General features: G+C 32.2%; 12 protein-coding genes. 3 read left to right on the forward strand and 9 right to left on the reverse strand.

Going from position 1 to position 12,428, the window contains the following annotated elements:
• Positions 1 to 2: 2 nt before the first annotated feature.
• Entirely contained in the window at positions 3 to 1,052 is a 1,050-nt protein-coding gene (locus Q4548_RS10235; protein WP_303454527.1) for a chorismate-binding protein, read from the forward strand.
• On the opposite strand, the gene Q4548_RS10240 is transcribed toward Q4548_RS10235, so the two are convergent.
• From Q4548_RS10240 to Q4548_RS10255, 4 genes are read right to left on the reverse strand one after another with little or no spacing between them, the layout of a single operon-like run.
• On the reverse strand, positions 1,049 to 1,483 hold the full coding sequence (locus Q4548_RS10240) for a hypothetical protein (RefSeq protein ID WP_303454530.1): 435 nt from the start codon (positions 1,481 to 1,483) through the stop codon (positions 1,049 to 1,051). The genes Q4548_RS10235 and Q4548_RS10240 overlap by 4 nt on opposite strands.
• Before the next feature lie 2 nt (positions 1,484 to 1,485).
• Positions 1,486 to 1,959, reverse strand: coding sequence for a hypothetical protein (locus Q4548_RS10245; RefSeq protein ID WP_303454533.1), 474 nt, complete (start codon positions 1,957 to 1,959; stop codon positions 1,486 to 1,488).
• 33 nt (positions 1,960 to 1,992) lie between these two features.
• Positions 1,993 to 2,535 (reverse strand): RNA polymerase sigma factor, encoded by a 543-nt coding sequence (locus Q4548_RS10250; RefSeq protein WP_303454535.1) that lies wholly within the window; start codon positions 2,533 to 2,535, stop codon positions 1,993 to 1,995.
• 13 nt (positions 2,536 to 2,548) lie between these two features.
• Complete coding sequence (locus Q4548_RS10255) at positions 2,549 to 3,988, reverse strand: TonB-dependent receptor (protein ID WP_303454537.1); 1,440 nt, start codon at positions 3,986 to 3,988, stop codon at positions 2,549 to 2,551.
• Positions 3,989 to 4,078: 90 nt separating this feature from the next.
• On the opposite strand from Q4548_RS10255, the gene Q4548_RS10260 reads away from it, so the two are divergent.
• Both Q4548_RS10260 and Q4548_RS10265 read left to right on the forward strand, forming a co-directional pair.
• Complete coding sequence (locus tag Q4548_RS10260; protein ID WP_303454539.1) at positions 4,079 to 4,843, forward strand: MBL fold metallo-hydrolase; 765 nt, start codon at positions 4,079 to 4,081, stop codon at positions 4,841 to 4,843.
• A 40-nt stretch (positions 4,844 to 4,883) separates the two neighbouring features.
• On the forward strand, positions 4,884 to 5,045 hold the full coding sequence (locus tag Q4548_RS10265) for a YqaE/Pmp3 family membrane protein (protein WP_303454543.1): 162 nt from the start codon (positions 4,884 to 4,886) through the stop codon (positions 5,043 to 5,045).
• 131 nt (positions 5,046 to 5,176) lie between these two features.
• Here the strand turns inward: Q4548_RS10265 and Q4548_RS10270 are convergent, their stop codons facing one another.
• The 5 genes from Q4548_RS10270 to Q4548_RS10290 form a co-directional block, all read right to left on the reverse strand.
• Entirely contained in the window at positions 5,177 to 8,455 is a 3,279-nt protein-coding gene (locus Q4548_RS10270) for a carboxypeptidase regulatory-like domain-containing protein (protein ID WP_303454545.1), read from the reverse strand.
• A gap of 427 nt (positions 8,456 to 8,882) precedes the next feature.
• Complete coding sequence (locus tag Q4548_RS10275; RefSeq protein WP_303454547.1) at positions 8,883 to 9,527, reverse strand: alpha/beta hydrolase; 645 nt, start codon at positions 9,525 to 9,527, stop codon at positions 8,883 to 8,885.
• Complete coding sequence (locus Q4548_RS10280) at positions 9,527 to 10,783, reverse strand: dihydroorotase family protein (RefSeq protein WP_303454549.1); 1,257 nt, start codon at positions 10,781 to 10,783, stop codon at positions 9,527 to 9,529. Before Q4548_RS10280 ends, Q4548_RS10275 begins: the two co-directional genes overlap by 1 nt.
• A 160-nt stretch (positions 10,784 to 10,943) precedes the next feature.
• The gene (locus tag Q4548_RS10285) at positions 10,944 to 11,678 is read right to left on the reverse strand and encodes a 5'-methylthioadenosine/adenosylhomocysteine nucleosidase (protein ID WP_303454552.1); all 735 of its coding nucleotides are present in this window, start codon (positions 11,676 to 11,678) and stop codon (positions 10,944 to 10,946) included.
• A 4-nt stretch (positions 11,679 to 11,682) separates the two neighbouring features.
• A complete protein-coding gene (locus tag Q4548_RS10290) occupies positions 11,683 to 12,345 on the reverse strand; it encodes an ABC transporter ATP-binding protein (protein ID WP_303454554.1) in 663 nt (220 codons plus the stop codon).
• Between the last annotated feature and the right edge of the window lie 83 nt (positions 12,346 to 12,428).

Raw genomic sequence — 12,428 nt, forward strand, 5'->3', positions numbered from 1 at the left:
AATTGAAAATATTAAAAGAAATTAAGAAAGCTTTAGGGCATAATTTGCCGTTTGTTGCTTTTAGAAATCCAAACGAAACACTTGTAACTCTTTTTGTTCAGCAATCAGTTGACTTGCATCTTTTTGATGATTTTAGTTTAAGTGGTTATGTTTTTGCTCCTTTTGACGATATAGAAACTGCTTATTTGTTGCAGCCAGATATTGTTTTTACAGATAAAATGGAGGAGGGGATAAACCTTAAAACACAGAAGATTTCAGAAGTTGAAATTATAGATGCAATCTCCAAAGTTAAGCACATATCTTTGGTGGAGAATGCAATTAAAACTATCAAGAATACATCAATTTCTAAAGTTGTTATTTCTAGAAAAGAACAGGTAGTGTTGAAAGATTTTGATAGTGTATTGGCTTTTGAAAAATTGTTGTACCAATACCCTAATGCATATGGATATATTTGGTTTCATCCTGCTGTTGGTTTGTGGATGGGTGCTACTCCAGAAACGTTGTTAAAAGTTAAGGGAGATACTTTTCATACCATGGCATTGGCAGGAACACAATCTTACAAAGGAACCACAGATGTTACGTGGGGGAACAAAGAGTTGGAAGAACAGAAAATGGTAGCAGATTTTATAAAAATCAACTTACAGAATAGTGTAGATAAATTACTGTTGTCTGATGTAGAAACCGTAAACGCAGGGAATCTGTTGCATTTAAAAACTACTATTACAGGAACGTTAAAAAATGTTAAGGATGTGAAAAAAATTGTTGAATTGTTGCATCCAACTCCAGCAGTTTGCGGATTGCCAAAACAAGAAAGCAAACAGTATATTTTAAAAAATGAGGATTACCACAGATCTTTTTACACAGGCTACTTAGGTGAGGTAAACAGAGAAGGAAAAACTTCTTTATTTGTAAATCTTAGGTGTTTTACAATTGAAAACAATCACATCGCAAATTTATATATAGGCGGAGGTATTACATCTGAAAGTAATCCTGAAAACGAATGGTTAGAAACAGTTGCAAAAAGTAAAGTGATGAAAAAAATTTTAATTTAATTTTTCTTTTTTTGAATGTGTTCTAGTAATTTTTTCTTGAAATTAGTTTCAGCATTTCTTAATTTTAAAATTTGTTTATAATCAATAACCTTGGTTATGTCTTGATGAAATTCTTGAGCTCTGTCATAAATTTGCTGTTCTTTATCTATAATTACACGAAACAGTTGCTCTGCTTGTTGTTCTGACAAAGAGTTGAAATTGATGTTTTTTTGAAGTTCATTTTTAGCCTTAATCAAAGCATAAGTTTCGTTTTTGTACGTGTTGTATACAGGCCAAAATTTTTCTGCTTGATTGGGTCTTAGAGATAATTTTTCGGTAATGAAGCTTATTCTAGCGGCTCTAATATCATTTTTGTCAGTTTTGTTCTTTTGTTGTGCGTAAAAACAAAATCCAATTAAAAAGAATGCTATAAATGTGATGTTTTTTTTCATAATTAAAATTCTACAATATCATATTCGTTTAACTCTAAAGATAATTGATCTATGTTAACAAGAGTGTTGTCTAGGTTAGAGTCTAAAAAAGCACTTATATTGATATCTATGTTGTTGATAATTTCGTTGTACTCAATATCATCTTGATATGTTAAATACTGAATAACCTCTTCATCACTTAGTTGAAGATTTTGGCTGTTGTTGTTGAAAATAAAAAATCCAACGAGTATAGCAGCAGCAATGCTTATGTATGGAATTAATTGAATAATTCTAGATGGTTTGGTATTAACTTTAAACTCTTTAAAGTAATTAGTAGGAACTGAAAACCCAGTTTGTGTAGGAAATTGTTCTTCTATAATAGATGTGTGAATGTCCTCTGAAAAAGTCTTAAAATAATTTTCAGGAGTTTTAAAGGGGTTTTTACCGTTGGTAATTCCTTTTAAAAAATCTTCGTTATGTATGTTTTCTGTATCCATGTTAAACGTTAGATGCTATTTTGTAAAAAAGGTTTAATATTTTTTTATAAATGCTTCTATTTTTTTTACTGCATGATGATACGAAGATTTTAGAGCTCCTACAGATGTTTCAAGTATTTCTGACATCTCTTCGTATTTTAATTCATCAAAATATTTCATGTTAAAAACCAATTGTTGTTTATGAGGCAATTCTGCAATGGCTTTTTGTAGAATGACTTGAATGGTATCTCCATCAAACAATTCATCATCTTGAACAGAGCTTCTAAGTTCCTTTTGATATTCTTCAATAGGAATGTTTGATTTTTTAGCCTTTTGATTCAAGAAAGTAATGGCTTCATTGGTGGCAATTCGATACATCCAAGAAAATAATTTACTTTCCTCTTTAAAACCACTAATGTTTTTATAAACTTTTATAAACGTATTTTGCAGAACATCATCTGTATCATCGTGATTGATTACGATTTTACGAATGTGCCAGTACAACCTTTCCTTGTATAGTTTTACTAATTGGTCAAAAGCTTTTTTGAGCTTTTTAGGATCTTTAAGATCTCTAATGAGTTGTTCTTCTTCAGTCAAATTACTTTACGCGTTATATTTGTTTTTTATAACCAAATAAGCCTTTAAATTTTATGGTTTCTGCAATTCCTTCCGGCAGCATAGCTTCCCATCCTTTCTCATTCGTTCGTATTTTCTTAAATACATCAGGAGCTTGAATTTTCATATGCTCTATATGATAGTTTGTAATATCTATAATTTTATGAGAAGATTTAAAATAAGCATACAATTCTTTAATTCTATGGTTTATTTTTAAATTATTACTATCAATAATAGTATGTTCTTTGTCGCATAGAATAGGGTAAAGGTATATTTTTAAATTATGAGAAAACAATTTTCCTACACCTTCTAAAATACTACCTTTTAAATTGTTGTAATATTTAATGTCAAAAATATTCATAATACTATCAGCACCCATGGCAAAGCCAATTTGTTCATTGGTAAACTCACCAAAGTACTCTGCTAATTTGTAATATTCCTGAAAGTTGGTAATCATTACTATTTGTCCTAAAGAGCATAGCAAATCTGCTCTGTCTAAAAAGTCCCTCTCGTTAATTTCTCCTTCATTTTTTAAATTAGATAAAGTAATTTCAAAGATGGTTTTGGTTCTTGCAGGATCTACTCTTTTGTCTGCAAAAAATAATTTTTGAGATTCTTCGTACACATCCATATTTACTTTGGTTACAGGTCTAAATCTCCCGCGTAAAGCCAAAATGTTTTTTTTGTATAATTCTTGAGCAGGTAATAAGTTCTTTCCAGTATCGTTAAACATAACAGCATTGGTCATACCGTTTTTCACCAATTGCAAGCTCATCAATCTATTGTCTACATAGGTAAAACGAGGACCCGAAAAGTTGATCATGTCTATTTCTAGCTCATCAATTTCAATATTATCGTATAAAGAACTAATCAAATCTTTAGGATTGTCATTGTGATAAAAAGCTCCATAAATTAAATTCACACCTAATCTACCCAAAGTTTCTTGTTGTAATGTAGCATCATTTTGCTTGAACCTTAGATGCAATACAATTTCATTATGAGGTTCGTGTGGAGATAATTGAAAATGAATACCAACCCAACCATGACCTTTAAATTGTTTTGCAAAATCTATAGTAGCAACCGTGTTGGCATAACTAAAAAACATTTTACTAGGATGTTTACTTCTATCCAATCTGTTTTCAATCAACTGTATCTCATGATTCAGCATTTTTTTCAAACGACTTTCAGTCACATACCTTTTGTCATCTTCAATTCCATAAATAGCATCAGAAAAATCTTTGTCATAAGCACTCATCGCTTTCGCAATTGTTCCAGAAGATCCACCTGCTCTAAAAAAATGACGAACTGTTTCTTGTCCTGCACCAATTTCTGAAAATGTTCCGTAAATATTCTTATTAAGGTTGATTTTTAGCGCTTTGGTTTTACTTGTTAAGATGTTTTCTACTATAATATCTCCTTTGTGTGATACTGGCATATTGATTATTTCTATATTACCTACCAAATATACCAAATTTAGAGTTTTAACTAGCTGTGTTTTCGTATTTTTGATATAAGATTTTAAACCATGAGAGTTACGTTTTTAGGCACAGGAACTTCGCAAGGTATTCCGATGTTATTATCGGACGAACCCGTTAATTTTTCTACAGATATTAAAGATAAGAGAATGCGTTCTTCAGTTTTTATAGAATGGGAAAGTGGGAGCGTTTTGGTAGATTGTGGAGCAGATTTTAGAATGCAAATGTTGCAGAATAATATTAGAGACATTGATGCAATTTTATTTACTCACGAACATTCAGATCACATAGCGGGACTGGATGATATAAGACCTTATTGCTATAAAAAAGGACCAATGCCTGTGTATGCAATACAAAGGGTGATGGAAAGTTTGGCAAAAAGATATGATTATATTTTTACTACCGAAAATAGATATCCTGGAGCTGCTGCTGTTATTCCTAATATTATTGATGATCAGCCCTTCCTTTTAGAAACTAAAAGAGTTATACCGATTCATATTGGGCATGGATGGTTGCCTATTTTAGGTTACAGGATAGACAATTTTGCATATTTAACAGACGTAAAAACTATTGAAGATTCCGAAATGGAAAAACTCAAAGGGTTGGATGTTTTGGTTTTGAGTGCGTTGAGAATAGAAGAACATCCAACACATTTAAACCTGGAGCAAGCGTTAGAAATGGTAAAAGTATTACAACCCAAGCAAGCTTATTTTACACACATCAGTCACAGATTGGGGTTTCATGAAGAAGTTAGTAAAAACTTGCCAGAAAATGTGTTTTTGGCTTATGATGGGTTGACTATTGAAATTATTTAAAGTTATAAAAAATTAGAAGTCACTTTTAAAACAAGAAATTATGAATAAAATTTTACTGATTATTTTATCTTTTTTTCTGCCTCCATTGGCAGTATACCTAAAAAGAGGAGCAGACAAACACATTGTAATTAATATTATTTTATGTTTTGTTTTTTGGGTTCCTGCTGTGTTTCACTCTCTTTGGGTTGTGGTACAGGATTAGTATTTTTTGTAAATTTCAATATTTAATAAAATATAACGAAAAGACAATAGTTCACATATTCAATCAAAAAAAAACGCTCAACTTATGTTGAGCGTTTTTAGTTATATACTTATTGTATTTAATTTTTTAATTTAGAAAGAATATTTTGCTCCTATTTGAAGTTTCCAAGTATTACCATAATAACTGTCATAATCATAAGTACTTTCAGGGTACTCACCATCAACCTTATTAAATGAATAAGAAGGAGTGTTATTTGAATCTTTTCCTTCGTATCTTAGAACTTGTCCATTGTTAGAAATACTATTGTTTTTCTCCACTCCCCATTTAGAATTTAACATGTTTCCTACATTTATAATATCAAACGTAAATTGTAAAGTGTTTTTAGTTTCTCCAACGTTGATATAGTACTCACGTGCTAGTCTTAAATCAAAACTATGCACCCAAGGGCTGCGTGCTGCATTAGCTTCGGCATACTTACCTTTATTGGCTTTTAAGTAACTATCTTGCTCCATAAAATCAAAGAAAGCATCTTCATCTGCAACACTAATAAAATTGATGTCTCCTTTTTCTTTCGGAATGTAAATTAAATCTGTAGAAATTCCATCACCATTCATGTCATTAGAATAGGTAAAGCTATATCCTTCAGGTGAGTGTCCAGAATAGAATAAGTTAAAAAATGTAGCAGATTTTAAGCTATTACTAGTCCAAGGCAGTTTGTAAGAGATTGATGATATAACTTTATTAGGAACTACATATTGAGAACGTTGAAGTTCTGGTAAATGTGGTCCGTTTACAGCATCTAAACCAGAATAGGCAGAATATGCATTACTACCTGGCATACCTGAAATCTCTTTTGATTCTGTGTAAGTATAAGCTGCCATTAGGTTTAAATCTTTTACTGGTTGTGCTTTTAAGGTAATGTTACCAATAGCTCCCCAACCTTCATTAGTGTTTGATAAAACAAATGCATCTTTTGAAGTGTAAGTAATATCTGCAGGATAGATATACCTGTTATCAGAACCAGAAAAACGTTCCCAAGTAGCATCTGGCTGCATTAGGTTATAGTTTTTAAGCATTACACCATTCAATGTTTTTGTATAAATTCCTTCTAAAGTAACTTGCATAGGAAAAGATGTTGGTACTTGGTAGTCAAACGCTAAAGATGTTTTCCATACTTGTGGCATCTTAAAGTCTGTAGCAACTGCATTTACAGCACTTGGTAAAACACCATCTTCTGGAGTGATGGTATTTGGTAGATTTAATCTATCAATCATTTCATCTACATCTGTAATCATTGGACCTGCTAAGCCAGCTAAAGCAGGATCAACAGAGCTAACAGAACCATCTGCATTATATCTTGTATTAGCTTGATAACTTCCTTGTACCATTCCTGAATTGGTTGGCATGTTTGTAAAGAATACCAATGGTAATCTTCCTGAGAAAACACCTGTTCCTCCACGAAGTTTAAAAGAGTTATCTCCTTTAACATCCCAAGAAAAACCAACTCTTGGAGAAAATAATACATTCGCATCTGGCCATTTACCTGTATCTATATTTGTACCATTATAGTCTAAATCTAAAATAGCGTTGTTTGTGATTAAATTGTCATCATATTTTAAATAATCTGCACGAATTCCGTATGATAATTTAAAGTTTTTATTGATGTTCCAATCATCTTGTGCATAAATTCCATATTGAGAAAAAGCAACTTCAGCATTTGGATTTTCTTCACCATCGTAACCATAAGTTAAAGCAAAATCTCTTGGTGCAGCTTGATTAAGAAAATCATCAAGACTTGCATAACGGTAATAACCAGTACCGTTTCTCATGTAAGAATTGTTTGCCAATTGGTGTTCATAACTAACTCCTCCAGTAATGGTATGATTGTCTAAATAATAAGTTAAATTATTAATAGCTGTAAATGTGTTGTTGTTTACTGCATTGTTCCAAGTAAATAATTCGTAACCAGCAGAAATATAAGGTTCGTCAATTTGATTTCCAGACCCATCAAGACCATTCATAATATCAATAAACGGGAATGGAGAAGAGTTGGTACCACGAGCATCTTGTATTTTAGAATACGTTGTTAAAAATTGATTTGATAATTTATCTGAAATTCTACTGTTTAAATCCAATGAAAATGAACTAACAATGTTATCCATTGAATAAGTTGAGTTAGAGAAAGCCATCGAATTTGCTGAAATACGATCCATAGCTCTGTTACGAGATCCTGCGTTATTAGAGTTTCCGTTGGTAGCGTTCCATCCTTGATTCTTAACGTAGTTGTATCTAAAACTTAATTTATGATCATCGTTAATGTTCCAGTCTATACGAGCAAGTAATTTTTTGTTGGTTTCATCTGCAGGATAATTTGTGTAAGAACCTGGATTGTAACCATAATTGTCTATTAAATGTTGTTTCACTAACTCCATATCAGCAATACTAGTACGAGAAAGATATTGATCCAAATTGGCAACACCGTCTTGAGAAGGTCTCCAGTTTACCACTTGTCCGGGTTCTACTACAGATTCAGCATTTACAAAAAAGAATAATTTATTCTTAATAATAGGACCTCCTAAAGTTACCCCAAAAGTTTTTGTAGACTCCTCATTACGTTCTCCAAGATCCATTTTGTTGATTCTGTTTCCACGCATTTCTTGGTTATTGAAAAAACCGTACACAGAACCTTTAAATTTATTTGTTCCTGATTTGGTAATGGCATTTATTCCCCCACCAATAAAATTGGTTTGTCTAACATCAAAAGGAGAAACTACTACTTGAATTTCTTCAATAGCATTTATAGAAATAGGATTACCTCCCCCTGGTAAGCTAGAGCTTAACCCAAAGTTATTGTTAAAGTTAGCCCCATCAACAGTAAAGTTTGTAGAACGACCATCTCCACCAGCCATACTCATTCCATCTGCATATGGAGAAATACGTGCAATGTCAGAAATACTTCTATTAATAGTTGGCATAGAAGATATCTGTTGGTTAGAAATATTTGTTGTTGCTCCTGTTTTATCTGCCGAAAACTTGGATCTTCTAGCAGAAAGAACAACTTCATCTAGAGAAACATTTTCTTCTGTTAAAACAACGTTATGAAGATAAGCTGCACCTAAACCAATGGTGATGTTGTTAGTCGTGTTTTTTCCATATCCAATATAAGATATTTCTACCGTATAGGGTCCCCCAACACGCATACCTGGTAGATTATAACGTCCTTCGTCATTTGTAACTCCACCGTAAACTGTACCAGAAGGTGTGTGAGTTGCAATAACAGTTGCTCCCATAATAGTTTCTTGCTTGTCTGTAACTCTACCACTTATACTGGAAGTGGTTACTTGAGCCATCATTTCTGAAGTGCATAAAATCACAAGAGAAATGAATAAAAATTGTAATGTTTTAGTCATAATTAATAGTTGAAATTGTTATACAATCTTACATCTTTTTTCAACGATTAATAATAAATAATTGTTAATAAAAACCTAATTTACAGATAGATAAGTGTGTTTCAGGTCTGTTGTGGATTTAATGAAATTATGAGTCTAAATTTATCAGGTTGATTGTTTTTTTGAAATTAAATTGAGAATAATAGTGTTAAAAACGAAGTTGTTTTAGTGAAAAATAGATTTTAGACTCAAATATCAAACTGAAAATTCATTTTAAGATGCTATTTTGGACTCCAAACGTAAAGCAGATATATGTAGTAATGATTTCCAAATTTTTAAATTAAAATTTAATGGCTTTTGATTTTTTGTTTGGAATTAGAAGCTTGTTAAAAAGACTTATTATTTCTTTTAAAATAAAAACGCTCAACTTAAGTTGAGCGTTTTTTTATTATATACGTTTGGCAATCCAGTTTTTAAAATCATAAAAGTTATTGGGATGAACTCCGTGTCCTACAGGATATTCTTTATAGATGTTTTTAATTCCTAAACTGTTTAACAATTCGGGACCTTTTTTAGCCCAACCTATAGGGATTACTTGATCTACAGTTCCGTGAGATACAAAATAATCAATATTGTTTTTTGTAGGAGGTTGTATTAAAAAATCGTGATTAAAATGACCACTCAATGCAACAACGTGTTGTATTTTTTCTGGAAATGTAAAAGAAAAGGCATAACTTAAAATAGCACCTTGACTGAACCCTGTAAAAAAGATATTGTTAGTGTCTACAGGATACTTTTCAATAATTTCATCTAGAAAAATACGTAATTTCTGTACGGAAGCTTTTCCTTCTACTGGATCAGAAAATTTGTTTTCATCAGCATCAAAAGTAATACTATACCAAGCATTACCTCCAAAAGGTAATGGAGTAGGAGCTTGTACACTTACAACCAAAGCCTGCTCTGGTAATTCTGGTGCAAATGAAAACAAGTCATCCATGTTGCTACCATAACCATGAATCAATAAGATTAAGGGAGCTTTTTTAGAAGCTACTTTGGGTTCTCTAATTAAGTATTCTAAAGATAAATCTGTCATTAGGCAAGTGTTAAAATTCCATTATTATAAGTTCCGTAAACTTTTCCCAAAGTCTTTTTTCCTAAGTATGCACTGTTTGTAGAAGCTGAAAAAATGTGTTCTTTGCTAAAAATACCCTTTCCAGAAGTTGTAAATAAACTTAAATTGGCTTTTTCTCCTTTTTGAATAGTTGTTACAGGCAATCCAAAAATCTCTAAAGGTTTATTTGTGATTTTTTCAATCAATAGATCTAAAGGTAAAATTTCTAGCAAGCTGCTGAAAAAACTTTCCAAACCAATACTTCCATCCATTGCATTGCTAAATTCTATTTTCTTATTTTCAATATCTATAGGGTCGTGGTCGGAAGTGATAAAATCAATCGTTCCATCTTTTACACCCTCAATCAATGCTTTCACATCTGTAGGGGTTCTTAACGGAGGTGTAATTTTATAGTTGGCATCAAAAGCTGCTAATTCAGCATCGGTAAGTGTCAAATGATCGGCACTTACGCTACAGGTTACGTTGAGACCTTTTGCTTTTGCTTCTCGGATTAACGCTACAGATTTTGCAGAACTTATTGTAGGTATATGCAATCTGCCTCCTGCATAGGCTACTAAAAATAAATCTCTACTTACTTGTAATTCTTCTGCTAGCGCTGGAATTCCTTTCAGTCCTAAATGTGTGCTGTTGATTCCTTCATTTACCACACCTTCACCAGCAATATTAGAGTTGTTAGGGTAACTCATCACCAAACCATTAAAACTTTGTGTGTATTGCAAAGCTATTTTGATAAGATTATCGTTTTTGAGCCCTTTTTTATAATCGTTAAAAGCAATGGCACCTGCTTGTTGCATGTCGTACAATTCGGCAATATCTTGTCCTTTGCTTTCTTTGGTCAAACTACCAATAGGGTGAATGTTAACCGGAGAGCCCAATCCTTTTGTTTTTAAGTAATTTACCATAGATTTAGAATCTGTAAGTGGGTAACAATTAGAGTTCAAACCTATTTGAGTAAATCCACTTTTAGCTGCTACTTCTATTCCGTTGGCAATAGTTTCTCTGTCTTCATAACCAGGTTCTCCAAAACTTACACTTGCATCAAACCAACCGTTGGAAACAGTTAGATCGTCAAGTTCAATTTCTGTATGATTTTCTGGACATACAATAGATTTGTTGATTTCAGAGATGTATCCGTTGGTGATTAAAATATCATTTTTTTGAGAATGATGGTCGCTTTTAGGGTCAAAAACAGTAGCTGATTTTAATAGTACATTCATGCTTTTAAATTCGTCAATTTATATGGAAAAGGAAAAGGAAAAATGGTTGTTGTAAGGAAATAAACAATTGTGCTCAATTGAGCAGAAAGTAGCATCGCGAAAGGTTGTTTTGCGTTTCTTGTCATTGTTTAAATGTTGGTCAAAGATACAGAAACTAAAATTAACTGCAATAATTTTGAAGGATGCCTTTTGCGTATTTGCTAGCAATCTTCTTTGTAAACAAAGGAAAGTCAATTGGGGAACTAGCATCTGCTTTGTCAGAAATAATTCTGAGTATGCTAAAAGGTATTTGATATTCTTCGCAAACTTGAGCTACGGAAGCTCCTTCCATTTCTACACATTGCAAGTTGGGTAAGTTTTTTTTCAAGATTTCAATAGACTGAACATCACTGATAAATTCGTCTCCGCTAGCAATCAATCCAGAAACTAGTTTTGGCTTAGATATATTAAAGTCATTGGCTTCTTGTTCGGAAATGTGAGTAAAATAATGCTCGTTAAAATCAACAATACATTGATGTAATTTTAGGTTTTCAGAGGTTTTGAAAAAAGATTTTCCTAACAATGGAATCTCAAATTTTGGAAATAAAGGACTTGCATCCATGTCGTGTTGTACCAATTGTGTTCCATACACAAGATCTCCAATATTTAAATCAGCATCAATACCACCTGCAACACCTGTAAAAATAATTTCAGAAGGTTGAAAAGTAGCAATCAACTGAGTGGTTGTAATGGCAGCAGCAACTTTTCCCCATTTAGAAAACACAATAGTTACGGGAGTGTTGTTAATGTTACCAGTGTAGTATTCTCGGTTCCCTAAAATGGTTGTTTTTTTATCTTTTAAAACATGTAAAAGTTCAGCTAGTTCATCGTGCATGGCACTAATAATTCCAATCATCTGTTTAGTTTACTATATTTCCGTCTTTTAGTACTAGCTTTCGGTCTGCCATATTTGCCAATTTTTCATTGTGAGTTACAATTACAAATGTTTGGTTGAATTGATCTCGTAGTTGAAAAAACAAATCGTGTAAGTTGGTTGCACTTTCAGTATCTAAATTACCACTAGGTTCGTCAGCAAAAACAATAGCAGGTTGGTTGATCAATGCTCTGGCTACGGCTACACGTTGCTGTTCTCCTCCAGAAAGTTGACTAGGTTTGTTGTTTGCCTTGTTTTTAATTCCTAAAAAGTCTAATAATTCCAGAGCTCTTTTTTGTGTTTTGTTGTTGTTTTTATGCCCAATATATGCGGGGATGCAAACATTTTCCAATGCTGTAAATTCAGGTAACAATTGATGAAATTGAAAAACAAATCCAATATGTTGATTTCTAAAGTCAGATATTTTTCTATCGTTTAAATGTATAGGTGAGGTGTTGTTGATGCTTAATTCGCTTTCAGAATTAAGATCGGGTTTGTCCAAAGTGCTTAAAATTTGTAACAATGTGGTTTTTCCTGCCCCAGATGGACCTACAATGGCCACTACTTCTCCCTTTTTAATATGGAGGTCAATTCCCTTTAATACAGTAGTTTGATTAAAGGTTTTTTGGATGTTTTTTGCAATTATCATAGGTGAAATCTAACCGAACGAAAATACTAAAAAAGATATGAATTTTGCTTTTTTGTTAAATACTTATCATTTTTAAATATTGT

The sequence above is a fragment of the Wenyingzhuangia sp. 2_MG-2023 genome (assembly GCF_030548295.1).
Classification (GTDB): Bacteria; Bacteroidota; Bacteroidia; order Flavobacteriales; family Flavobacteriaceae; genus Wenyingzhuangia.